Here is a 22,948-nt window from a genome sequence, read left to right on the forward strand (position 1 = left end):
GGAATTGGAGGATAAAGAACATGGAACAATTTTTTACATATGATAGCCGCCTAGGCATCCCGATTCCCACTTTGGAAAAGAATCTTGCGCAATACAGTCCGGATATTCAAGAAAAAATCCTCTTTTCATGGGAGCAGATTCGAGGAGCGATTCCTGACCGGATCAAGGAACTCGAACACTCCATCAATGAAAAACAGGCTGCCCTTTCCAATGAAAGCAATTTTGAGAAATCATGTGAATTGAACACCGAAATTGCCGGCCTTGCCTCGATTATCAACGATCTTTGGCTATGGTACAGGGCTTCCGATGCAATCGCCGAAGAGAAAATGCATAGCTAAAGAAAAGCTCCCTCTATACGGGAGCTTCTCATTTATTTCCAGGCGTGAGGATTTAAAGCATTCGCGTCCCCTGAACGGGATGTTGGCGATATCATCATTCTTGCATTAAGCAAGGTCTTTTTTAAGTTCCCTGACGACATGCCCGATTTCAGGAATGATCAACTTGTTCATGGCAAGCTTTACCGCGCCTGAAGAACCGGGAATGGCAAAGACCGCCCGGTTGTTTACTACTCCCGCGGCAGCCCGGGATAGGATTGCGGCCGAGCCGATATCCTCTTGGTAACTTAGCATCCGGAACAGTTCCCCGAAACCCGTAATCTCCTTGTCAAAAAGCTTTGTGACCGTCTCAATCGTAACATCCCGTAAAGCGATTCCAGTCCCCCCGTTGGTCACGACAACATCAACTTCCGGGTCCGCACAGCCCCTAAGTACTTCCTGCTCAATTAGCTCGGCTTCATCTTTTACAATCGTATATGCCAACACTTTGTGTCCGTTTGATTCGAGCAAGGACATAATTAATTGGCCGCTCTTGTCTGTTTCCTTATCCCTTGTATCACTTACTGTTATTACCTTGCAGGAAACCGAATTTGGCGCTTCCTTTTTATGTTCCTGGACACTCATGAACGTCCCTCCCTGTCCATAAGATAGCGGAGCCTGTAATAATTATGTGAAAACTCAGTCACCCTTCTTGTAAGCTGATAATTTGAGACCGCCCCGATAGCCATGCTTACAAGCGGAAGGCCCTGGACCATTCTTTTTCTAAAAAGCGCAATGACCGCTCCCTTAAGGAGCTGTCTCATGGGCATTTCCAGCCAGGTCGAGTCGGTTAATTGATCATTTCCCTCATAAAAATACTTGTCCCTTTCACCCTTCAATTCTTCCAAAAGCTGTTCCCAACTTTCACCCTGCAGCCTTGGAGGGAGTGTTGCCGTATGGAACACTTTTAGTGAAGTCATCATCTCAAATGGAGTGTTCACTTCGTATCCATACGTCATCGCCAATAGCTGGACAGCGCGGAGATTGATGACCGCCATCGCCGGTATGTCGGCTCCAAGCAGCAGCGCACCGCCCGTACCTGACATTCCTCCCTGGGCAAAAGAATATAGCCTGTGCCTCGCAATCTGCTGCTGGGCAATATAATTCAACTGGTCTATTTCCAAACGCTTTAGGTCTTCAATCCTCTCAACCCCGCTGTCGAATGCCCTTGCAGTAGCAAGAATCCTCTCCTTGGCGTCAAGCTGGAATTGGGCTCCCTGAATGATTGCATTCAGATGGAATAGCCAATTATCAACAAGCGAAAAAAACTGGCTGCGCACTTCTTCCGGAAGCATTGAAAAACCGGTTTCCAAATACCTTTCATACGTAATCCGAAGGTCATTCGGTTCGTAGTCTAGAAGCTTTTTTTCCCAGTCCTTAATCTCGGCAAGGACAGTCATTTCCCTGTCTGTCAGCGGCATGGATGGCCCTCCTATCGAAAACTTTCCTACAGTATAGCACAACTTGGGAATTTAAAAGATATCGGAAACTCCCTGAAGGAAATCTCTGTTTTTTCTCTAATCCGGGTTTGATTGGCACCTTTTTGGCGTTTAAATGGATTTGAGTGACACCTTTTAAGGATTCCGGTTAATCTTTGTCGCTCAAACGAATTTGAATGACACCTTTTCGGGATTTCGGCTAATCTTTGTCGCTCAAACGAATTTGAGTGACACCTTTGCCGGATTTCGCCAAATCTTTGTCGCTCAAACGCATTTGTGTGACACCTTTCCCGGATTTCACCAAATCTTTGTCGCTCAAACGAATTTGAGTGACACCTTTGCCGGATTTCGCCAAATCTTTGTCGCTCAACGGGATTTGTGCGACACCTTTTTGGAGTTTCGGCTAATCTTTGTCGCTCAAACGATTTTGTCCGGCACCTTTTAAGAAATTTCTCCAAATTTTTGTCGCTCAAACGGAAATTTGCGACAGCTTTTAATCAATCTTTGCCCTTCATCAATTTTGCAGTCACACATAACGCTATTTAGAAGCGCCAGCAAAAAAGCTGCACCCCTTTAGAGGTACAGCTTAGCTTTTGCCTGTCATTTAGTGAATGTTACCGAGGCGCATTACATCCCTGGCAATCATTACTTCTTCATTCGTTGGAATGACCAATACTTTAACTGGTGAATACGGGTAGTTAATGAAAGCCTCCTGGCCCCTGATTTTGTTCAGCGCTGGATCCCAATATACTCCCATAAACTCAAGACCTTTTAGGACCCTCGCCCTTATTGTCTCACTGTTTTCACCGATACCCGCGGTAAAGATGATTGCATCGACGCCGGACATGCGGGCAGCATAGGAGCCGATATACTTATGGATTCTGCCAGCGAATACCTCTAAGGCTAGCTCCGCCCTTGGGTTTCCTTCCGCCGCCTCATTCTCAATATCACGAAGGTCACTCGAAAACCCTGATACGCCGAGCATTCCGCTTTTTTTATTTAGGATTTCAAGAACTTCGTCCGCCGTCATCTCCGTTTTCTCCATGATAAATGGAATCAAAGCGGGGTCAATATTTCCCGAACGGGTTCCCATGGTGACACCGGCTAGCGGCGTAAAGCCCATTGAAGTATCCAAGGATTTGCCCTTGTCTATAGCCGCGATACTCGCCCCGTTGCCAAGGTGGCACGAAAGCAGCCTCAGCTGTTCCACCGGGCGTCCAAGCAATTCGGCGGCCCTTCTTGAGACGTATTTATGTGAAGTTCCGTGAAACCCATACTTCCGGATGCCGTACTTTTTGTAATACTCATATGGAAGGCTGTACAAAAAAGAGCTTTCTGGCATTGTTTGATGGAAAGCTGTATCAAATACCGCAACCGCCGGAACCTCGGGCAGAACCCGTTGGAAAGCAAGGATGCCTGTAATGTTGGCCGGGTTGTGAAGAGGGGCCAGTTCGGACAGTTCCTGAATTTTCTCAAGCACTTCCCCATCAATCAGGGCAGAATCATTAAATTCTTCTCCGCCATGGACAACACGGTGCCCTATCCCGGAAATTTCATCCAGGGAAGCAATTGCACCTTTTGAAGTTAGCCTGTCCAACAATAATTTTACCGCTTCTTCATGATCTGGAATGTTTGTTGTTTCCTTCATTTTTTCATTGGAAACTTCCATGCTGAAAAGAGAATCGCTAAGGCCGATTCTTTCAATTATTCCTTTTGTAATAACTTCTTCACCTGGCATGTCAAGCAACTGAAACTTCAATGATGAGCTTCCCGCATTGATCGCTAAAATTTTCGGCATTTCTAACCTCTCCTTTGATGTCAGTCATTGCCTTGCAGGGATTCCGGATGAATTCGATGGCCAGGTTGTCGTTCGGCTTTTTGCCGGGTTGATAGCCTGCAATTAGGCAACTAAAAAACATTCTCGATTTCAGTTTACCCACTACCCAAGTGACATTTCAAGGATTATAGGTGAATTGTCAAGTTTAAAGAAAAAGTTCCTCAATTCAGTCAGTTTGCACTATTCGCACTAAATGGCAAATTCCTCCTTGTCCAAAACTCCTGCTCATTTGTTTTCGGCAATCCATTGGTTGATTTTCGCCAGGATTTTCTCTGTTCCGGCTTGATTTGAAAGGGACGGAAGTTCGGCAAGCAGCGCTTGTTTTGGCGGAACTGTCCCGTCGCCAACCTTCTGCAGGATTAATATGCTTTTAGCCGCCTGGCTGGATTTGAACATGGAAAGAGGCAGTTGAAGGATCCCCTGGATGTGCGCATTTTTTTTTAAGTACTCACGGAGTTTCGGTGCCTCCGCGCTTTCAAACAACCCGTTCGGGATGATAAAAAAGTGGTATCCCCCCGGTTTTGTAAGTTTCATACTTTGTTCGATGAATAAATGATGCGAATACGAATGTCCTTCCGACGCTGCCAATTCATAGTCGGCCGCCCTAATATCGTCCGGATAATAGCCTACAGGCAGATCGGAAACGACTACATCGACAGGATCGATAAAAACCTGTTGCAGGCTGTCCTGGTTGAAAAGCTGGATCGAATGCTCCTGCAGATTTGCATTTACATAGGCAAGCTTGATTAGGATATCATCGATTTCTAGGCCAGCCGCTTCTATTTGCTTCTGCACTTGCTGGTTGATTACGGTCGCGAGCAAGTTTCCCGTTCCGACGGCAGGGTCAAGTATCCGGAACGATTGTTTCCGGACAAACTTTAGGACAAGATATCCGATCAGCATTCCAACAGAATCGGGAGTCATTTGATGATGGGGCTGGATGTTTTCCTTCATTCCTTTTAAAATGGCAAGCTGGAAGGCTTTCCTTATCTCTTCCTTTGAAAAAGCCTCTAGTCTGATTGCCTCGTAACTTTTCTTAAGCCGCTTTGTACTCAATTCGCTTATTTCATCCTGCAAAACGGTACCATGGAAGAGGTTCTCCCCCGTTTCGGCAAGGGCTTCCAAATAAGTACAGGAAAGTTCATCCTGGATAATGGAAGAGGTTTCGTTAAAAACGGTAAACAAACGTTCTACCGGAGATGGTTTCATATCTTCTTTCCTCCGTCAGGTCAATTCTCTTTTCCAATTCTATCTTCTTTTGAACCACGCCACAAGTGTGGTGAATGGCTGCCTTTTTTATTTTCCCAAAAAGCAAAGCCCCGGAATTTCCGGGGCCGCATTTCTCACTATTCCGCTTTTTTGGCAGCTTCGAGCGCCGCTTCATAATCCGGGTGGTTCGTTGCTTCGCTTACATACTCCGCATAGGTTACTGTGCCATTTGAGTCAACCACGAATACTGCCCTTGCAAGAAGCCTTAATTCCTTAATAGCAACCCCAAAAGCTTCACCGAATGAAAGGTCTCGGTGGTCGGATAGCGTCTGGACATTCTCTATTCCATTCGCTCCGCACCAGCGTTTCTGTGCGAATGGAAGGTCAACGCTGATTGTGAGTACCTTTACGTTTCCAAGGCCTGACGCCTCTTCATTAAAGCGCCGGGTCTGGGCGTCGCAAACTCCTGTATCCAGTGAAGGAACAACAGAAATGAGCCTTACTTGCCCTTTTGAATCTTCAAGCGTTACTTCTGACAAATCATTTGCAAGGACCGTGAATGAAGGTGCCTTATCTCCTACTTTGACCTCACTGCCAAGCAGGGTTACCTGATTGCCTTTAAATGTAATTGATGCCATCCCCAATTTCCTCCTTTGTCCAACTATGTACAGAGTTAATATAACTTTTCACATGCTCTTTTGCAAAAGATATACATTGCAAAGAGTCCCCTGAAAACATTTATGCAATTCATTTTTTTCCACTTTTCGAAAAATAGATGTATGATTTGTCTAAAATGAAAGCCGGAGGGAGAATAATGGCAAATCTAAAACTGGACCACATTGTCCATTATGTCAATGATCTGGATGCCAGCATCCAACTTTTTAATAAAACCGGGCTGGCCGCGTCCCGGGGAGGTTCCCATACGAAATGGGGGACCCATAATGCCCTTTGTTATTTTGGGCTTTTTTATGTTGAATTTTTAGGAATTGAAAGGCCTGAATATGCGAAGAATCCTGACGAACCAAACCTTCTCGTCGAGGATGCTTTAAAATTGCTGCCTGGCCGCGAGATTTTCGGACGGATGGCCTTGCGGACCGACAACCTCGATGAAGTGGCCGCTTCCCTTTCTTCAAAAGGCGCGGCATTATCTCCTATTAAAGACGGTAAACGCCTGAATGCGCAAGGCCAATTGATAGAATGGCGCATGATGATGATTGAAGGGAATTTCAATGGTCTGGTATATCCATTCATTATCGAATGGAAAGGAAGGGATGAGGACCGGTTCCGGGAAATGTCCGAAGCGGGGATCATCAAGCCCCATCCTGCAGGGGAAGTCGATTTCGGAAGTGCCGTATTTGAGGTTTCCGACCCATTGGCAACAGCGGACCGATGGCGAGAGTTGTTAGGCATTCCATACGAAATAACGGATAACGGTGATTCAACGGTTTTGATACTCGATGGCAACCCCCTCATTTTTATGAAGGGGGATAAAAATAATCTCTCGCGTGTCGTTTTTCATTCAAGCTCCGCCTTATTAAAGGGGACATCCGTGTTGGTTGGCGAAGGTGAATATGTATTTAAGTAAGAAAAAGGACAAGTAGTTTCCTGCTTGTCCTTTTTCACAGTTATATATCAAAATCCGCGCTGTCCTGCTTGCCTTTTTGTTTACTGTCCTGTTTGCCATCGCCATTATCATTGTCATTGTCATCGTCATTATTATTGTTCTTATCTTTATTGCCCTTTTTATTATTGCTGTTTCCCTTATTATTGTCCTGGTTCTTTTTTTCCTGTCCGCCTCCGGATTGGGCCATTTTGGAAATCATTTGCTGAACCTTGTCGACCGCCTGTGGGGCTGTTTCAAGAATCCGTTCAAGCAGATGGGTGCTCTCATCCAAATGGAGCATTTTCACACCTTGCGAATTGACAATCAAAAAGGCGATTGGGGTAATGGATACTCCTCCCCCGCTCCCTCCGCCAAAGGGGTGTTTGCCACCTGAGTCTTGGCCGCCTCCATCACTTTTAAATTCAGTCCCACCGGCCGCAAAGCCAAAACCTACTTTTGAAACAGTAAGAATGACACTGCCATCGGGAGTTTCAACCGGATCGCCAATTATTGTGTTCACGTCAATCATTTCCTTCAGGCTCTCCATCGCCGTCGTCATCAATCCCTGAATTGGATGGTCAGACATACATACGTTCCTCCTTATCTCAAACAGCTAAAGTGCTAATCAAATTCAAGCGGAAGACCATTTGGAATCTTCCCACGCCTGGCTTTCTTCACATATTTATAAATCTTTATTCCTGCCGAAATAGCTTTCCCTGCCCTGAAAGTAAACATACATGTGAGCATGGTTGCGGATATCCTATACTGGAAATATGGCGTTACACTAATGGCAGGGCTTGCTTTCAGATTCACTGTTTCAGATAGCAATCCAATGATTATTCCTTTTGCGGCCCAAATTGCTCCAGAGACGATCCCTGTTAGCGCGGCGTCGCCTGCTCCGGCGGCGGTCGACCATTCAAACTGCCTGACCGTCACCGCTTTTAAAAATCCCTTTAGCCCTTTATACGTATGGAGGAACTTCTCCACAGCTTGCGTTCCTTCTCTCATGCCATTCAACAGGCTTTCCGCGGTTTGCCTCTCTCTTGGCTTCCCATTCCCGGCCCCTTTCTCCAGGTTTTTCGAATCTTCCGGTTGTTCCGCGAAGAGCTCTGTAAAATCGGAAAATGTCTTTTTGTATTTTATAAGTCCGAAAAATGTTTTGCATTCTATCGCCAGTTCTTTCGCTCCCCCATACGACCTGAAGCTGGCTGTAACGGTAATGTTCATGAATAGCAGAATGGACGCAACCAGAATAACACCGGAGATAATGGCGACAATCCAAACCAACTTGCCCACTTCCTTTCGGGATTTGAATATCCACTAAGCGTTTCCATTTAAGGGTTTACTTCTATCGTTACCAAAAAAAGAAAAAACCTGCGCGCAATTCCACGCAGGTTCAATTCGTCTGTTTATCTTCTTGTATGGACTACGACCGTATCGGCGAATAGATCGTGAAGGGCCTGTTTTTTTGGATGGAAGGCCGGGATGAGGTAAAGAACGATGATGGTGGAGGAAATGAACCTGCCAATCCACTCCCTGAACAGGATGTCCATCCAGGTAAGCCTGCCTCCATTTATGCCGATGACGGCCAGGCCAAATACCATTTTCCCGAGCGTTTGCCGGAAGTATTTTGTCATAAGGACGAAATACAAATAAAAGATCGCTGCCGAAACAATCGTTCCTGCAGAGAATAGCCCTCCCGACACTTCGATATCCAATAGCCGCAATACTGGCTTGGCCAAAAGCCGGAACAGGCTTCCAATAACGATTAAATCGAGCAAATAAGCCCAAAACCTCATCCAGAAACCCGCAAAGCGGAGGGGCGGATGATTGGTTGCTACCACGTTTTCCCTTATTTCCGGCTTCATATTCTCATCTTTAGCTCCGGGGTGAATGCTCTGATTATCCAATGTATCATTGTGCTCCATGCTGCATCCCCCTTACTCGGTATATAGGTACATCAGGCGCGGGGAATTTGTCTTTGAAATGAACTGGAGAAGGCCCTGCAGTTCAGAGTCACCGCTTAAAAGGCTTTTTGCCTTCATACTGAACAAGGATCCGAAGCCAATCCCGTCTGTAAACCTGACAACCTTCGCGCCATTTAGGTTTTTGTCTTTCTTCAATTGGGCTATCGTATCATCGAGATAGCCGAATCCATCGATCAACCCGAGTTCTTTTGCCTGGCGCCCATCGTAAACTCGGCCGTCAGCAATCTTTTTGACCTGCTCGATCGGCATGTTCCGCCCCTCGGAAATTACTTTTATAAATCCTTCATAGGAATTATTGATCATGCTTTGGAGGATTTTCTTTTCTTCCTCCGTCATATCCCGCACAGGGCTCATAATGTCTTTGTATGGGCCGCTTTTGATTGTCATGAATTCGACCCCGTATTTCTTCGCGAGGCCTTCATAATTGATTCCCTGCATAATAACCCCAAGCGAACCGGTTAAAGTTTCCGGGCTTGCAAAAATTTTGTCAGCCGGCGCCGATATATAGTAGCCCCCCGAGGCGGCCATGGATGCCATTGATATGTATACAGGTTTCTTTTTTTTCTTTTGAATTGAAACAATCTTATCATGAATTTCAGCACTCTCGACAACCCCTCCACCCGGAGAGTTGACCCTGATGATGATTCCTTTTACGTTCGGGTCGTCACCGGCATCTTCAAGCTTTTTCATAAAAGTATGATGGTTGTAGCCCTGGCTTCCCCAAAGCGGCGTTGACTCGCCTGTATCCTGTATTGTACCGTTCACATCGAGGACAACGATTTTTTTAAATTCATTGCCTTCCTCAAGCACTTCTTCCGCATAGCTTTTTTGGGCAGGGGCGAAAATGTCCCCTAAGTCATTTTCGACGCCTTTAATGGCAAAACCCGACAAAAAATTGACTAACACCGATATGATAAATAGGCCGGCTGCAATCCCAAGAGCCGCCCACCTTTTTCCACTCATTCAATCATCTCCCTTTTCCACCGCTTCTGTCGCTGACTATTTGAAAATACACCAAGAAATGCTAAACTTGATAAGAAACAATATTAGTTTACCAAATGATTGGCCTAAAGGATACCATTTAACTAATGGCTGTACGGAGGAGGACTAGGGATGGCTAACCGAAAAAATTTATTTTTTTACCATAAGCGGGATTCGGATATACTTAAAAAGGCTGCACCGCTTTATGATTTGGCCGAAGAATACGGTTTTACGCTAGTCAAGGATTACAGGGATGCAAACATCATTACGAGCATTGGCGGAGAAGGGACTTTTCTCCAGGCTGTCAGGAAAACAGGATTCCGTGATGATTGCCTGTATGCCGGCATCACGACATCCGATAGTTTGAGCATGTATTGCGATTTCCACATTGACGACATTGAAAAAATGACTGAGGCTGTCTCAAATGAGCAGATAGAGGTAAGGCGTTACCCAACCATAGATGTAACGGTAGATGGGGAAACAACCTTCCAGTGCCTGAATGAATTCAGTATCAGGTCGGCAATCGTAAAAACCTTTGTCCTTGATGTGTTCGTGGATGACCTCCACTTTGAAACCTTCATGGGAGACGGTATGATTGTCGCCACTCCTACAGGCAGCACAGCCTATAACAAATCCATTAATGGCGCTGTTGTCGATCCGTTACTGCCATGCATCCAGGTAAGCGAGCTGGCATCCGTCAACAACAACCGATTCAGGACATTGGGCTCCTCGTTCATCCTGGGCGGAGATCGCACATTAACCCTTAAGGTAGGCAAAAACGGGAACGACTACCCAACAATGGGAATGGATAATGAAGCTTTAAGCATCCAGCATGTAGAACAAGTCGAAATTAAACTAAGCAATAAAATCATCAAAACGGTTAAGCTAAAGGACAATTCGTTCTGGGAAAAAGTAAAACGTACGTTCCTATAAGAACTAACAAGCATCCGCCTATACCAACGGCGGATGCTTTTTTCATGAATGTTTGCGGATCTTCATCCCCAAGGAAGAAAAAAGCTTTGTCCTCGATAGGGAGTAAAGGGTGAGCGCCGACCAAATGAAAATGAAGGACAACAATTGAAGCCCGTTGAAATTCTCCCCATATACAAAAATCCCAAGCATAAGTGAAATTGTAGGCGCGATGTACTGAAGGAAACCGAGCATGGAAAGCGGAATCTTCTGGACCCCTCCCGCAAACAACAGAAGCGGAAGCGCGGTTGCCGCCCCCGTGCAGGCAAGGAGCAAGTGTGTTCCAATGCCAAAGTGAAGAAAAGCGGACGTCCCATCTTCCAAAATGAATAGAAGATAGGCAGCAGCAATGGGTGTAGCCACCATTGTTTCCAATGTCAGCCCAACGGCAGAGTCAACTTTAATGAGCTTTTTTGCCAATCCGTACAGCCCGAATGAAAATGCAAGCGCCAATGCAATCCATGGAATCCTCCCATAGGAAACGGAAATAATCGCCACCCCTATAAGTGCAAGCGCAAATGAAGCATATTGCGCGCCATTAAGCCTTTCTTTCAGGACAACCAGGCCGAGGACAACACTCACAAGGGGATTGATGTAATACCCGAGGCTCGCTTCAATCATTTGGCCGCTGTTAACCGCCCAAATGTAGACAAACCAGTTGATGCTGATCAATATCGAAGCAATAGCCAACGCATAGAGTTGTTTTCTTTCCGATTTAAAGCTTTTCAGTATGTCCAAAAAGGGGGAAAGCTTTTTTGTAACCCTTAAAACAAAAAGCATAAATATGAACGACCAGAAAACCCGGTTTGCAAGGATTTCAATCGCACCAACATTCCCAAGAAGTTTCCAGTAAATCGGCAGCAGGCCCCAAAGCAAATAGGAAAATCCCGCCTGATATACGCCAGTCCTGATAGTTTTGTCCCCCATATCTTTCGCGCCTCTATTCTTTCTAGTATCGAAATATTACACAATATACATACTATACGTGTAAATGGGGGATATTTTCAACTCAACTTTTTTAATATGCCGTTACATCTATGGCCGGTCGCGTTTATAAACAATTTCTTCTCCAATTACTGTCGTGACTGCTTTTGTTTCATGGATGGATTCCCTTGGGGTGGCAAAAATATCTCTGTCTAGGATTGTAAAGTCAGCCAGCATCCCTTCCTTGATCATTCCCCTGTCGTTTTCATGCGATGCGGCAAACGCGCTCCCTCTTGTAAAGAGGCTGACTGCTTCGTACACGGATAAGGCTTCTCCCGATCCATAAACCTTTCCGTTCACAGTCCGATTGACCGCTGCGGCAATTCCCAAGAAAGGGTTCGGGTACTCTATAGGGGCATCCGATCCTCCCGAGCATGGAATCCCGTTATCGATAAGCGTTTTCCATGCATAAGAATATCGCATTCGTTCCTCGCCGACCCTATCGATCACCCACGGGTAATCAGACAGCATGAATACCGGCTGCAAATCAAGGACGAGAGGCAGTTTTTTTGCCCGTACGATAAGGTCTTCCCGAAGGATCTGGGCATGGATAAGCCGATCACGTCCATCTCCCTTTAATGGATTGGCCTCCAGTGCATCAAGGCAATATTCAAACGCCAGGTCCCCGATTGCATGAATGGCCACAGGCATTTGATGCTCCCGCGCCTTACCAACAAGCGCGGAAAGCTCTTCCCTGCTAAAGATCGCCACTCCGGACGTTTCAGGGGCATCGCTGTATGGTTGGCTTAAAAGCGCGGTCCTGCCGCCAAGGGCTCCGTCGGAAAAAATTTTCATCGCCCCGAATTCAATCCATTCATTTCCGTCCAAATACGTATGGCCGTTCGAAATAAAGTCATCCAGCACGCCATGATGGACAAGCAAATGAGCCCTAAGCTTCAGGCCATCTTCTTCTATCGCACGTTTGAAGACACCGTATGTTTTTTCGAAGCCGCCATAATAATTCAAATCTTCCGTGTGTACACCGGTTATTCCAAGGCTGTGCAAATCTTTTATGGATGCTTTGATAGACCGGATCAAATACGATTCAGTTGCTTCCGGCATAATAGAGTAGACAAGCTCCTGGGCACTGTCCTTTAATATTCCGGTAAGCCGCCCGGAAGGACTTTTTTCAATCAGCCCGCCCGGAGGGGACAAGGTTTCTTCGTCCACCCCAGCTGCCTTAAGGGCAACGGAATTCGCCACACACGCATGTCGGCAGGTCCGCTTCAGAAGCACTGGCCTGTCTGGGACGAACTGATCCAGTTCATCTTTGTTCAATGGTTCACCCGTCTCCCAAAGATTCTCATTCCATCCTTCCCCGATGACCCACTCCCCCGGCTTAAGCCCCAAGGAATATTCCTTAACGGCATCAAGTGTTTCTTTCCTGCTCCTGCACTTGGAAAGGTCAAGCCTGATGAGGCGTTCCCCGTGGCCAATCAGGTGGATATGGCTGTCAACCAGCCCGGGAATCATCGTGCATCCCCTTAAATCAATCCGATTATCTATTTTAGCATTTGTCGAGCCCTCTAGTTCGGCAAGCTTTCCCGTACTAATGATTCTGCCTTTTTCGGTCAGTACTGCTTCAACTTTTTCCCCTTCTTCGGCCAATGTATAAATCGGCCCTCCAAACCAAAGTGTCGCCATTCGAATAGCTCCTTTACCCTCTCAATTATGAAGCAGGCGGCTGGCCGCCTGCTTCCACGGATCTTTATTTGTTTCCTGCCGCAGCCAGTTCCTTCTGCCGTAATTCAACCCGGCGGATTTTCCCTGAAGTCGTCTTTGGAAGTTCTTCGAGAAATTCAATTTTCCTCGGGTATTTATATGGGGCTGTGAGAGCCTTTGCGTGTTCCTGGAGTTCCTTGATTAATGCCTCTTTCTCAATCGGCGCCCCATCTTTTAGGACGACAAAAGCTTTTACTATATTCCCTCGGATTTCATCGGGGCTGGCAACCACGGCGCATTCCCTTACAAGCGGATGCTTGATAAGCGCGTCTTCCACCTCGAAAGGGCCAATGGTATAACCTGAACTAATGATGATATCATCGCCGCGGCCCTCGAACCAAAAGTAGCCGTCTTCATCTTTTTTCGCCTTATCGCCAGTAATATAATATTCGCCGCGGAACTGCATGGACGTCCTTTCCGGGTCCTTATAGTATTTTTTGAACAAGGCGGGGGAATCAATATGGACCGCAATGTCGCCAACCTCTCCCGGCTTGCATATTTCCCCATCCTCATTGATAATCTCAACCTTGTTCCCCGGGGTAGGTTTGCCCATTGATCCCGGCCTTAGCTCCATTTCTTTCGTAATGCCAACAAGGAGCGTATTTTCTGTCTGCCCGTACCCATCACGGACATTGATATTGAAATAGTTCCTAAAAATATCAATGACCTCCCTATTGAGGGGTTCCCCAGCGGATACTGCGCTATGAAGTTTCGGAAGGCTATAGTCCGCTAGATTTTCCGCTTTCGCCATTAGCCTGTATTCCGTTGGTGTGCAGCAGAGCACGTTTACTTCATACTTTTCAAGAAGCTGTAGGTATTTTTTCGGTTCAAACTTGCCCTGATAAACAAACCCGGCCGCTCCAGACCCCAGAACGGAAAGGAACGGGCTCCAAATCCATTTTTGCCATCCCGGGCCGGCCGTGGCCCAAACGATATCCGTCTCGTTTATGCATAGCCAATGCTGCGCGGCCGTCCTCAAATGGGCATATGCCCAGCCATGTGTATGGACAACGCCTTTGGGATTTCCAGTTGTTCCGGACGTATACGACAAAAACGCCATATCATCCCGTGTTGTTTTTGCCATGGCCATCTCGGATGATGCAGATTCCATTCGCCCACCAAGATTCTCCCAGCCATCCACCTGTTTACCAACCGAGAACTTTATCAGGCCAGGCTGTACTACGTTTGCGAATTCTCCTATGAATGGGTAATAACCGACCACGGCTTTTACATCACCATGGGTAATCCGGTACTGCAGATCTTTTTCCCGCAGCATTTCCGAACTCGGGATAACCGCAAGCCCCGCTTTCAGTGCCGCGAGGTAAACGACATATGCCTCAATCAAGCGGGGGATGACGACGAGGACTGTATCTCCCTTTTGCAAGCCGGATTCAAGGAAAACATTTCCGGCTTTATTTACTTTTTCGATTAACTCTCTGTATGTAACCTTCCTGGTATCGCCTTCTTCGTTTTCCCATATTAAGGCCGTTTTGTCGCCGGTCCCTGAAAAACGCTCAACTTCCGAAACAAGATTGTACTGCTGTGGAGCAATCAAGTCCTCTCGGTTCATCATTGTCCCCTCCTATTTTTTTGTATCGCCTCTATTATATAAAATTTTTTAAATATTTTAAATTTCCAACCATTCTCTCTAAATGAACAAAATGCGCAAGCGCCTTGGTCAGCTCCGACAAGCATAAGACGGGGCCCGCAGGACGGGCCTGCCCTCCGGAGGGAACCGGCTTATGACCTCGAGGGGCTAGGCGCTGGAGTTGGATTACAATAACTTATTTAGAGTTTTCCACAAGGTTTCATTTTAAAATTTCCTAAAGAATAAAAAAGGAGCGGTTTTACCCGCTCCTTGTAGCCATGTTATTAAATTTTGTTACCTGGCAAAGCCTCCGCCAAGTTGTTGCTGAGCCATAGAAACGAGGCGCTTAGTGATTTCACCACCGACAGATCCGTTAGCGCGAGAAGTAGTTTCTGCACCAAGGTTTACGCCGAATTCTTGAGCGATTTCTACCTTCATTTGGTTAAGAGCTTGCTCAGCTCCTGGTACTAGAAGGTTGTTGCTGTTGTTGTTAGCCATGTGATTTCACCTCCTTGTGAGTATATAATGTGTAATCTCACAAGGGTTCATTCAATGCACGTTATGGTAATTGTTCACAAAATGTTAGAAATTTTGGTAGAACCTAAAACAGGTCGTCCAGCCCTTGGTTCCTGTCTCCGAATCCAGGCGTCACCCTGATTGTTTCAGTGCCTTCAATAGCCCGTTCAACAATCGGTTCGAAATCGACAAAGCTTTCATAATGGATCACTTTATCTTTTTTTGGTTTCGTTTTAGGTGATGATGGAACAAAGATTGTACAGCAATCCTCGTATGGAAGGATTGAAGTTTCGAATGTTCCAATTTCCTCGGCCATTTTGATGATCTCTGTTTTATCCATCGTAAGCAGCGGCCTTAGGACAGGCGTATTTGTGACCTCATTGATCGCGTACATGCTTTCCAGAGTCTGGCTTGCCACCTGGCCAAGGTTTTCACCAGTGACAATGGCCAGCCCGCCATGCTTTTCGCGAATTGCATCTGTAATCCTAAGCATGAACCTTCTCGTCGCAGTCATCGAATAGTTTTCCGGGATTTGATTCTTGATCGTTTGCTGGAGCTCCGTAAATGGAACGATATGAAGGAGGATTTCCCCACTGACTTCAGATAGCTTCTCGACAAGGTCAATCACTTTCTGTTTTGCCCGTTCACTTGTGAACGGCGGGCTATGGAAATGGACTGCTTCAAGTTCGACCCCTCGCTTCATCATCATGAACCCGGCCACAGGGCTGTCAATCCCTCCCGAAATCATCAGCATTGCCTTCCCTCCGGTGCCAAGCGGCAGCCCGCCTGCTCCAGGTATCGTTACACACGAAAGGTAAACTGCCTCTTTTCTTACTTCAATCAGGAGGTTAATGTCCGGGTTCTTTACGTTTACCTTTAACCCAGGGAAATTTTTAAGGATAAAGGCGCCAAACATTTGGTTGATGCCATCCGTATCAAGCTCAAATGTTTTATCCGACCGTTTGGCTGTAATCTTGAACGTTTTTCCTTCCTCATACACCGATTCCATTAGTGAATGGGCAGCCGATTTAATGGAATCGATATCCCGTTCTGACCTAATCGCCGGGCTTAGTGACTGCACGCCGAACACATTCTTCAATTTGCCTGTTACCACTTTGCTGTCTTCCCCGTTCAACAAAATTTGCATCCTGTCCCTGCCAGCTTCAATTTTAATGGCACGGTGTCCGGAAAGGGCGTGCTTGATTGCCCTTTTCAGCCTATCTACAAATTTACCCCTGTTCCTCCCTTTTGTTGATATCTCGCCATATCGTATAATAATCAAATCATATTTCATTTAACTCAGAACCCTTCCCAGTCTCGAAACTGTTTTTTCAATTTCTTTTAAAACTTCCACTGCCTCTTCCATCGTATTTTCAAACGACAGGCTAATCCTGACCGCGCTGCCTGCGACAGCCTCCGTTACGCCCATGGCTAGCAATGTTTTGCTTGCCGATTTTTTCTTCGAAGAACATGCGCTTGTCGTTGATAAATAGATGTCCTGTTCTTCAAGGGCATGTACGAACGTTTCGGATTTAATCCCCGGTACAGAAAAATTGATGATATGCGGAGCCGCACCTTCCGCGGGTGTGTTGACAATAATACAATCGAGTTCACGAAGGCCTTCGATCAGGAATTTCCGAATATCGAGCAGAACCGGAAACCTTTGTGCCTGTTTATCGAGTGACATCCGGAGAGCCTTGGCCATGGCTACCGCACCCGCGGGGTTTTCAGTTCCCCCGCGCTGGCCCCTCTCCTGGCTTCCCCCGGATAAAACGGGCTTCAGCTTGACGCCTTTTTTCACATAAAGCCCGCCACTGCCTTTAAGCCCATGGAATTTATGAGCGGAAAAAGTATACATGTCCACTCCTGCCTTCTTCAAATCGAGTGGAATCTTTCCGGCCCCCTGTACTCCATCAACATGGAACAGTACCTTTGGATAGCTGCGTACTATTTCTCCGATTTCCACAATCGGCTGAATGGTGCCTACTTCATTGTTCACATGCATGACAGAAACAAGAATCGTTTCATCCGTTATTGATTTCCTGATATCTTCCGGGTTAACTCTTCCTTCCCTGTCCACAGGAACAAATGTTACTGAAAAACCATGTTTTTCAAGCTGGAGCATTGATTCCCTTACGGAGGCGTGCTCCGATGCTGTGGTAATCAAATGCCTTCCTCTGTTTTTATAGGCGAAGGCCGTACCCTTTATCGCGAGGTTATTGCTTTCTGTCCCCCCAGAGGTAAACGTTATTTCCTCAGGGTCCACCCCGAGCAAGCCGGCGATTTGCGCCCTGGCCTGGGAAAGCAGGCGTTCTGTTTTCGCGCCTATCCCATGGAGCGAAGAGGGATTTCCGAAAAACTCCTCTGAAACCTTTATAAATGATTCAAGTACTTCTTTGTATGGTTTTGTTGTAGCGCTATTGTCAAAATAAATCATGGCTTACCTCCGTTTCCAGTAACGGAAATTCAACTTTTATTTATAATGTAATCCCAAAAAAGGCGATTATCCAGTGAAACCTTTCTTAGCATATCCCACAATGGCCGAACTTCCAACCCTGTTTTAAAAAGCTTTATTTTTGCTTCTACTATTGCAGTTGAGTTTTTCCACTTTATAGCGACTAAAAAATAGTACCGCCATCCCATAAAGCATAAAAAAGGACCGGGCGGTACTTGCCGCGCAACGGTCCCAATGATATTAGTCATTAGAAATGAACATTTCAATTTTTTTGATGGCACCAGGGTCGATTTCTTCGATGGACGTTGCCGCCTGTTCAAGCGCGGCTTGGTACTCGTAATTACGGAACAGCTTTTCCGCTTCCGAAAGCCCTTTCGCAACCGAAGGATATTTGCTCCGGTACCTATTGCCGTATTGAATAACCCTTTCGGCAAGGATTACATTTTCCACCATTTCCTTCGTCGTCTCGGCAAGCTTTTCGATCGTCAATTCGGCGATTTCAAGATACTGTTTCACAGCATCCATATCGAGCGGTTTTTCTTCCAGCTTGAGTTGAACATTTTTAATGCTTTCGTTCCCGTCCTCAAGTAGGTACGTATACGTTTCCGGAAGGCCCGGAATGTTGCTGCGGGCGACCATTCTCGAGGTTTCGCCAATCTTCCTGATCAATTCCCTAACTGTCTCCCTTGCGTCCATTTCGTCTTTACGCAAAGCACTTAGCTTTGTAGAGAAGACCTTTTGATCCTCCTCGAGGGCTTCAAGCTCCTTCCTGATTTCTTCAAGGTCGGCGGATAAGGAAGTTTGGGCTGTCTCATTCAATTTTATTTTCTCATTCAAAATCTCGAACCGTTTGGCAAGTTCCGATAACTTCTTATCAAATTTCCGCTGGCCAGCGAGATCCTTTTCCGATAAATGATACGTTTCCTGGACGTGCGCAACTTCGGATTTCAGGATGTTGTTTGTTTCAAGGACCGATTCGAGAACATCTATAGAGCTTTCCTGACTTTGCTTGATGAATTGCCTTGCGTTTACCTCCTGTTCAAGCAGGTCCATAAGGGCGTCAATTCGGTTCCGGATTCCTTTAATCCCTTGCTCGACTTTTTCGATTTGGACTTCCTCGACCATGGAAAGGTAAACGGCAAGCTCTTGCTCCAGTTTTTCCGCTTCGCCTTCAAATTCGAGATGGGCAAGATAATAGCCCGTGGAAGCCATCTCCCTGTATCCGCCGATCATTTCTGCTATTAGCGATGGTACGAGCGACTGGCATTCAATCAATAGCTCAGGAATGCGGTTCATTTGCATCTCAGCGTCCTCAAGTTGCTGACGAAGTAGGATGACCGTTTCCCTAGCCTGGAGGTAATCGCCATTAGCGGTCCTCTCCTCGAATTCCTTAAATCTGGCCGCCGCCTCATCAAGGATTTCCTCGAGCCGTTTTTCCGCTTTACCAAAACTGTGCCTGTGGGCAAGGAGGGTTTTCTTCAATTTCCGGTACATTTCCCTCAGACCTTCAATTTCGGTCCTGTTTTTTTCCTCACTGCCTACCAATTCATTCAGTTCGGACAAAATCCGTTTGATAAACTCTTCCGTCTCTTCCAGTTTCGCCTGGATGGCGAGCCGGACCTCTTTCGCTTTGCCAAAACGGTACTTATCTATGTATTCCTCCCCATCGAACAGCATTTCTTCCACCTGGGGCAGCATGACTGTCACGACTTCATCCCACTCGCTCCGCCAGCGTTCGAACAGCTCTTCCGTCTGGCCGGTCATGTTCAGCTGTTTGACACGGGACATTTCCGCGAGGACAGGCCTGTCCATAATATCAAGCTTCCATGCTTCAAGCTTGTCGATCTCCTTGTAATGCTTCCGTTTTATAAAATACCCCGCAATAAACAATGCGATTGCCAGGAAAATAAATCCGATTATGAACTCCATAGTATCCCCCTGCGTCATATATGAACGAAAAAAACGTCAATTATGATAAAAAAATGCCTATTTTACCCGTTTTATTGCCTCTATGATACCATGTAAACGACAATTTTTGACTATTAATTTGATAATTTTTAAAAAAATCCTTTTCCGGGGGCTAACAAGCACCTTCTTCCCCCAAAAAAGGATATATTCATTCAACTACAATGCGGGCGGAATTGCAAATAATATCCCGTCTTTTTGCACCAAAAATATCCCTCTATTCGAGGGGTTTTGTCAAGTTTGCCCGTCATGGACGGACTTGGTTTGCAATTTCCAAAAAACGGATGAACCTCCACTTGATATGTTAGGATATAGCCACTTGCTTATTTTCCAAAACAGCCGCGTCAATCCATGAAAGGATATGCTCGAGGTATTTTTCCGCGAAATAGCGTTCTTGAGGGAATACATGAAGCACTTCCGTAATATAGTGCGGATTAAGGAACGGCATTGAGAGCTGGCCCTTTAACTGGATCATCGCATAGGCGGGAGAAAGCTTCCGGAACTCCCCTCTTTCCATGCCATTTTCAAAGATGACATGGAAGTAATATTTCTCCTTTTGGTAATAAGTCGACATGATTTCCCGTACTGTCTGGGAATCAAGGGACATTTCCCTGACAATGAACCTCGACATGTGAATGTCGGAAAATTGATAATAGAGGATACTTTCGATCACCCTCTTTAAGCAGGCTGAAGGGCTTTCCTCAAGGAGAGGAAGAGCTGATTCAATTTGTTCGAGATAGTGTTCGAAATAGGTTGTCAGGCAATGCTCAAGCAGCCCGAGCTTATTGTCAAAATAATAGCCGATATTAGAGGGATTGATGTTTGCTTTTGCCGCAATATCCCTAATGGATGTCCCTGCAAACCCCTTTGTATTAAAAAGTAAAACCGCAGCGGTGATGATCGTTTCCTTTGAATTTTTCCGCATTTCACAGACCTCCCGGATAATGGGCTCCTCAATTCGCAGACTTCCCTGATTGTTTCATTCTTTGTCCCCCCGCTGCTTTCCTTTAAGAGTTTGTCGACATTTTCACCCATAGCGGCGCGTTTTTTGTTAAAATAAGTGGAAAACTACCGAAGGCCAGGTGAGGAAAATGTTTAATGTTCAAATGTATAACGGAACACGCCAAGAGAATTACACTCTTGTCATAAAACAGCTAAACGCCGTTCTTGAAGGCGAGAAAAACACGATTGCCAATTTGGCCAATGCCTCTGCGCTATTGAACCAGTTTCTTGACAGGATCAATTGGGTCGGGTTTTATCTCGTGGAGGGAGAAAATGAACTTGTGCTTGGACCGTTCCAGGGTCTTCCGGCCTGCGTGCGGATTCCATTCGGCAAAGGCGTATGCGGTACTTCCGCGGTGAAAAGAGAAACCATAAGGGTCGAGGATGTCCACCAGTTCCCGGGCCATATTGCCTGTGATGCAGCCTCCCAATCCGAAATCGTCATCCCTCTTATCAAGGATGGTCGCCTTCTTGGAGTCCTTGATATCGACTCCCCCGAAAAGGACCGTTTTGATGAACTTGACCAGGAGATGCTCGAGAAATTTACCGCGGCGCTTGTCACCCATCTTTAATCAGGCTGACGGTTCCTAAAGCATGATTCAAAGAATATGGGCATCAAAAAAGGCAGGGAAACCGGATTGGCCGGCCCTGCCTATTTTGTCCGTTTTTATCATACACCGGGTGTTGCGCAAATCAGTTCGCCAGCTAAATTTTAGCAAAAGCTTGGTCGAGGTCATCCCGGATATCTTCCCATGCTTCAAGCCCAACCGATAGCCTGATAAGTGTATCAGTTATCCCCATTTTATCGCGATCCTCCGGCGAGACGCCAGAGTGGGTCATTGTCGCGGGATGCTGGACGAGCGTTTCCGCATCCCCAAGGCTTACCGCTATCTGAATTAACCGGAGTTCGTCCATGAATGCCTGGGCGGTTTCCTTCGTGCCCTCCACAGTAAAGGAAATGAGTCCGCCGGGCTTCTTCATTTGCTTTTCGCAAATGTGGAAATCAGGATGGGCGGGGTCGCCGGGGTAGTGTATGGACGATACTTTCGGATGCTCATTTAAATAGGAAAAAATTTGTTTGGCGTTTTCACAGTGGCGGTCCATCCTGACAGCCAATGTTTTAATTCCCCTCAATAAAAGCCAGGCATCGAATGGAGAAATGACCCCGCCAATATCCTTTTGCGCAGACATTGCCACTTTATTCATAAACTCCGCCTTGCCGGCGGCGACTCCGGCGATAACATCCCCGTGCCCACAGATATATTTCGTTGCGCTGTGGAGTGAAACATCACAGCCAAGGGCGAGAGGATTTTGAAGATAAGGAGACGAAAACGTATTATCGACAACGACCGGAATGCCCTTTTCTTTTGCGATATCCGCTACCATTTTCAAATCAACCAGTTTCATTGTCGGATTGATCGGCGTTTCAATAAAAACACAACACGTCGTATCCCTGATGCTTTCTTTTACCTGTTCCGGTGTCTCCATGGGTGAAAAGCTGTGGGCAATTCCGAAGTTTTCTTCCATTAACTTCAACAGGCCGTACGTACAGCCATAAACTCCCTGTGAACAAAGAATGTGGCCGCCTGATTTTGCAAGTGTGAACAGAATCGCAGACACGGCCGCCATCCCTGAAGAAAAAGCCAGGGCAGCCTCTCCGCCTTCCAGCTCGGCAATCCGATCTTCAAGCGCCTTAATAGTCGGGTTTCCAAGACGCGTATAAATATAGCCATCCTCTTCCCCTGCAAACCGTCTTCCACCCTGCGCCGCGTTATCGAATACAAACGTAGACGTTTGAAAAAGGGGTGGTACCAGGCTTCCTTTGTGCTCTTTGGGCGAATAGCCCGAATGGATCATCCGTGTTTCCAAGTGAAGGTCTTTTTCCGCCATAAATGACTCCTCCTTATGTAAACGCTTACAAACTACCTATCTACAGAATATGTGAAAGAGAGGAAATATGGAAGCAAAAGTTTGCGTACAAATGTTAGCCTTGACTTATCATAGAGAAAAATTATATAATACTCTTTGTGTAAAATAGTGCAGCCTATGTGAACCCATTATGGCTCTCATTTTGTTCCTCACACTAGAAAAGCGCAAGTGACCGTTTAGCGGCGTATGGACTGGAGGGCTCCGAACGAGATAAAGGAAACACGATGAACGTAGTGAATCGATGTTGACTTATCGTAAGGAGGAGACCGAAGTACACTAGACGCTGGTCGCTGGAGCTAGACAACAAGAAAAGCGCAAGTGACCGTTTCAGTCGCTGAAGCTAGACAACACGATATACAAATGTGATGGTGCATCTTGTAACCCTAT

Annotated in this window: 23 protein-coding genes; 4 read left to right on the forward strand and 19 right to left on the reverse strand. The window is 46.3% G+C overall.

What is annotated here, in order from left to right:
• Positions 1 to 20 precede the first annotated feature (20 nt).
• Positions 21 to 338 carry a hypothetical protein gene (locus tag V1499_RS16240; protein WP_409270911.1) on the forward strand — a complete coding sequence of 106 codons (318 nt, stop codon included), beginning with the start codon at positions 21 to 23 and terminating at the stop codon, positions 336 to 338.
• A gap of 105 nt (positions 339 to 443) precedes the next feature.
• On the opposite strand, the gene V1499_RS16245 is transcribed toward V1499_RS16240, so the two are convergent.
• From V1499_RS16245 to tpx, 6 genes are all read right to left on the reverse strand, one after another.
• Positions 444 to 959, reverse strand: coding sequence for a molybdenum cofactor biosynthesis protein B (locus tag V1499_RS16245; protein WP_409270912.1), 516 nt, complete (start codon positions 957 to 959; stop codon positions 444 to 446).
• Entirely contained in the window at positions 956 to 1,795 is an 840-nt protein-coding gene (locus V1499_RS16250) for an EcsC family protein (RefSeq protein ID WP_409270913.1), read from the reverse strand. The genes V1499_RS16245 and V1499_RS16250 overlap by 4 nt, the downstream gene beginning before the upstream one ends.
• Positions 1,796 to 2,012: 217 nt before the next feature.
• Positions 2,013 to 2,183, reverse strand: a complete 171-nt coding sequence (locus V1499_RS16255; protein ID WP_409270914.1) for a hypothetical protein — start codon at positions 2,181 to 2,183, stop codon at positions 2,013 to 2,015.
• Positions 2,184 to 2,417: 234 nt separating this feature from the next.
• Positions 2,418 to 3,611 carry an acetate kinase gene (locus V1499_RS16260; RefSeq protein ID WP_409270915.1) on the reverse strand — a complete coding sequence of 398 codons (1,194 nt, stop codon included), beginning with the start codon at positions 3,609 to 3,611 and terminating at the stop codon, positions 2,418 to 2,420.
• A gap of 264 nt (positions 3,612 to 3,875) precedes the next feature.
• On the reverse strand, positions 3,876 to 4,859 hold the full coding sequence (locus tag V1499_RS16265) for a class I SAM-dependent methyltransferase (RefSeq protein ID WP_409270916.1): 984 nt from the start codon (positions 4,857 to 4,859) through the stop codon (positions 3,876 to 3,878).
• A 137-nt stretch (positions 4,860 to 4,996) separates the two neighbouring features.
• Positions 4,997 to 5,497 carry a thiol peroxidase gene (tpx, locus tag V1499_RS16270; RefSeq protein WP_409270917.1) on the reverse strand — a complete coding sequence of 167 codons (501 nt, stop codon included), beginning with the start codon at positions 5,495 to 5,497 and terminating at the stop codon, positions 4,997 to 4,999.
• 176 nt (positions 5,498 to 5,673) lie between these two features.
• Here tpx and V1499_RS16275 point away from each other — a divergent pair, with 176 nt between their 5' ends.
• Positions 5,674 to 6,444: a VOC family protein gene (locus tag V1499_RS16275; protein ID WP_409270918.1), complete on the forward strand. Its 771-nt coding sequence runs from the start codon at positions 5,674 to 5,676 to the stop codon at positions 6,442 to 6,444.
• A 40-nt stretch (positions 6,445 to 6,484) separates the two neighbouring features.
• On the opposite strand, the gene ytfJ is transcribed toward V1499_RS16275, so the two are convergent.
• From ytfJ to sppA, 4 genes are all read right to left on the reverse strand, one after another.
• Positions 6,485 to 7,048 carry a GerW family sporulation protein gene (ytfJ, locus tag V1499_RS16280; protein ID WP_409270919.1) on the reverse strand — a complete coding sequence of 188 codons (564 nt, stop codon included), beginning with the start codon at positions 7,046 to 7,048 and terminating at the stop codon, positions 6,485 to 6,487.
• 35 nt (positions 7,049 to 7,083) lie between these two features.
• Entirely contained in the window at positions 7,084 to 7,749 is a 666-nt protein-coding gene (locus V1499_RS16285) for a DUF2953 domain-containing protein (RefSeq protein WP_409270920.1), read from the reverse strand.
• 122 nt (positions 7,750 to 7,871) lie between these two features.
• Positions 7,872 to 8,330, reverse strand: a complete 459-nt coding sequence (locus V1499_RS16290) for an RDD family protein (RefSeq protein WP_409276319.1) — start codon at positions 8,328 to 8,330, stop codon at positions 7,872 to 7,874.
• 72 nt (positions 8,331 to 8,402) lie between these two features.
• Positions 8,403 to 9,413 (reverse strand): signal peptide peptidase SppA, encoded by a 1,011-nt coding sequence (sppA, locus tag V1499_RS16295; protein ID WP_409270921.1) that lies wholly within the window; start codon positions 9,411 to 9,413, stop codon positions 8,403 to 8,405.
• Between the two features lie 150 nt (positions 9,414 to 9,563).
• Here sppA and V1499_RS16300 point away from each other — a divergent pair, with 150 nt between their 5' ends.
• Positions 9,564 to 10,364: an NAD kinase gene (locus V1499_RS16300; RefSeq protein WP_409270922.1), complete on the forward strand. Its 801-nt coding sequence runs from the start codon at positions 9,564 to 9,566 to the stop codon at positions 10,362 to 10,364.
• A 42-nt stretch (positions 10,365 to 10,406) separates the two neighbouring features.
• On the opposite strand, the gene rarD is transcribed toward V1499_RS16300, so the two are convergent.
• The 8 genes from rarD to refZ form a co-directional block, all read right to left on the reverse strand.
• Complete coding sequence (gene rarD, locus V1499_RS16305) at positions 10,407 to 11,327, reverse strand: EamA family transporter RarD (protein ID WP_409270923.1); 921 nt, start codon at positions 11,325 to 11,327, stop codon at positions 10,407 to 10,409.
• Positions 11,328 to 11,435: 108 nt separating this feature from the next.
• The gene (locus V1499_RS16310) at positions 11,436 to 13,028 is read right to left on the reverse strand and encodes an amidohydrolase (protein ID WP_409270924.1); all 1,593 of its coding nucleotides are present in this window, start codon (positions 13,026 to 13,028) and stop codon (positions 11,436 to 11,438) included.
• A gap of 64 nt (positions 13,029 to 13,092) precedes the next feature.
• Positions 13,093 to 14,676: an acyl-CoA synthetase MbcS gene (gene mbcS, locus V1499_RS16315; RefSeq protein ID WP_409276320.1), complete on the reverse strand. Its 1,584-nt coding sequence runs from the start codon at positions 14,674 to 14,676 to the stop codon at positions 13,093 to 13,095.
• A 312-nt stretch (positions 14,677 to 14,988) separates the two neighbouring features.
• Positions 14,989 to 15,192 (reverse strand): small, acid-soluble spore protein, alpha/beta type, encoded by a 204-nt coding sequence (locus V1499_RS16320; RefSeq protein ID WP_409270925.1) that lies wholly within the window; start codon positions 15,190 to 15,192, stop codon positions 14,989 to 14,991.
• A gap of 103 nt (positions 15,193 to 15,295) precedes the next feature.
• Positions 15,296 to 16,504, reverse strand: a complete 1,209-nt coding sequence (thiI, locus tag V1499_RS16325; RefSeq protein ID WP_409270926.1) for a tRNA uracil 4-sulfurtransferase ThiI — start codon at positions 16,502 to 16,504, stop codon at positions 15,296 to 15,298.
• Positions 16,505 to 17,647 carry a cysteine desulfurase family protein gene (locus tag V1499_RS16330; RefSeq protein WP_409270927.1) on the reverse strand — a complete coding sequence of 381 codons (1,143 nt, stop codon included), beginning with the start codon at positions 17,645 to 17,647 and terminating at the stop codon, positions 16,505 to 16,507.
• Positions 17,648 to 17,905: 258 nt separating this feature from the next.
• A complete protein-coding gene (gene ezrA, locus V1499_RS16335) occupies positions 17,906 to 19,594 on the reverse strand; it encodes a septation ring formation regulator EzrA (protein WP_409270928.1) in 1,689 nt (562 codons plus the stop codon).
• Positions 19,595 to 19,934: 340 nt separating this feature from the next.
• A complete protein-coding gene (gene refZ / locus V1499_RS16340) occupies positions 19,935 to 20,555 on the reverse strand; it encodes a forespore capture DNA-binding protein RefZ (RefSeq protein WP_409270929.1) in 621 nt (206 codons plus the stop codon).
• A gap of 166 nt (positions 20,556 to 20,721) precedes the next feature.
• Between refZ and V1499_RS16345 the strand changes: the two genes are divergently transcribed.
• Positions 20,722 to 21,204, forward strand: coding sequence for a GAF domain-containing protein (locus V1499_RS16345; RefSeq protein WP_409270930.1), 483 nt, complete (start codon positions 20,722 to 20,724; stop codon positions 21,202 to 21,204).
• Positions 21,205 to 21,337: 133 nt separating this feature from the next.
• Here the strand turns inward: V1499_RS16345 and megL are convergent, their stop codons facing one another.
• Positions 21,338 to 22,522, reverse strand: a complete 1,185-nt coding sequence (megL, locus tag V1499_RS16350; protein WP_409270931.1) for a methionine gamma-lyase — start codon at positions 22,520 to 22,522, stop codon at positions 21,338 to 21,340.
• Positions 22,523 to 22,948: the final 426 nt, after the last annotated feature.

The organism is Neobacillus oceani, from assembly GCF_046237595.1.
In the GTDB taxonomy this organism is placed as follows: domain Bacteria; phylum Bacillota; class Bacilli; order Bacillales; family Cytobacillaceae; genus Bacillus_D; species Bacillus_D oceani.

What these genes read in the sequence shown, in the direction of transcription:
- V1499_RS16240 (WP_409270911.1), top strand. Translation starts at nt 21, where the DNA reads ATGGAACAATTTTTTACATATGATAGCCGCCTAGGCATCCCGATTCCC.
- V1499_RS16245 (WP_409270912.1), bottom strand. Translation starts at nt 959, where the DNA reads ATGAGTGTCCAGGAACATAAAAAGGAAGCGCCAAATTCGGTTTCCTGC.
- V1499_RS16250 (WP_409270913.1), bottom strand. Translation starts at nt 1,795, where the DNA reads ATGCCGCTGACAGACAGGGAAATGACTGTCCTTGCCGAGATTAAGGAC.
- V1499_RS16260 (WP_409270915.1), bottom strand. Translation starts at nt 3,611, where the DNA reads ATGCCGAAAATTTTAGCGATCAATGCGGGAAGCTCATCATTGAAGTTT.
- V1499_RS16265 (WP_409270916.1), bottom strand. Translation starts at nt 4,859, where the DNA reads ATGAAACCATCTCCGGTAGAACGTTTGTTTACCGTTTTTAACGAAACC.
- tpx (WP_409270917.1), bottom strand. Translation starts at nt 5,497, where the DNA reads ATGGCATCAATTACATTTAAAGGCAATCAGGTAACCCTGCTTGGCAGT.
- V1499_RS16275 (WP_409270918.1), top strand. Translation starts at nt 5,674, where the DNA reads ATGGCAAATCTAAAACTGGACCACATTGTCCATTATGTCAATGATCTG.
- ytfJ (WP_409270919.1), bottom strand. Translation starts at nt 7,048, where the DNA reads ATGTCTGACCATCCAATTCAGGGATTGATGACGACGGCGATGGAGAGC.
- V1499_RS16290 (WP_409276319.1), bottom strand. Translation starts at nt 8,330, where the DNA reads ATGAAGCCGGAAATAAGGGAAAACGTGGTAGCAACCAATCATCCGCCC.
- sppA (WP_409270921.1), bottom strand. Translation starts at nt 9,413, where the DNA reads ATGAGTGGAAAAAGGTGGGCGGCTCTTGGGATTGCAGCCGGCCTATTT.
- V1499_RS16300 (WP_409270922.1), top strand. Translation starts at nt 9,564, where the DNA reads ATGGCTAACCGAAAAAATTTATTTTTTTACCATAAGCGGGATTCGGAT.
- rarD (WP_409270923.1), bottom strand. Translation starts at nt 11,327, where the DNA reads ATGGGGGACAAAACTATCAGGACTGGCGTATATCAGGCGGGATTTTCC.
- V1499_RS16310 (WP_409270924.1), bottom strand. Translation starts at nt 13,028, where the DNA reads ATGGCGACACTTTGGTTTGGAGGGCCGATTTATACATTGGCCGAAGAA.
- mbcS (WP_409276320.1), bottom strand. Translation starts at nt 14,676, where the DNA reads ATGAACCGAGAGGACTTGATTGCTCCACAGCAGTACAATCTTGTTTCG.
- V1499_RS16320 (WP_409270925.1), bottom strand. Translation starts at nt 15,192, where the DNA reads ATGGCTAACAACAACAGCAACAACCTTCTAGTACCAGGAGCTGAGCAA.
- thiI (WP_409270926.1), bottom strand. Translation starts at nt 16,504, where the DNA reads ATGAAATATGATTTGATTATTATACGATATGGCGAGATATCAACAAAA.
- V1499_RS16330 (WP_409270927.1), bottom strand. Translation starts at nt 17,647, where the DNA reads ATGATTTATTTTGACAATAGCGCTACAACAAAACCATACAAAGAAGTA.
- ezrA (WP_409270928.1), bottom strand. Translation starts at nt 19,594, where the DNA reads ATGGAGTTCATAATCGGATTTATTTTCCTGGCAATCGCATTGTTTATT.
- refZ (WP_409270929.1), bottom strand. Translation starts at nt 20,555, where the DNA reads ATGCGGAAAAATTCAAAGGAAACGATCATCACCGCTGCGGTTTTACTT.
- V1499_RS16345 (WP_409270930.1), top strand. Translation starts at nt 20,722, where the DNA reads ATGTTTAATGTTCAAATGTATAACGGAACACGCCAAGAGAATTACACT.
- megL (WP_409270931.1), bottom strand. Translation starts at nt 22,522, where the DNA reads ATGGCGGAAAAAGACCTTCACTTGGAAACACGGATGATCCATTCGGGC.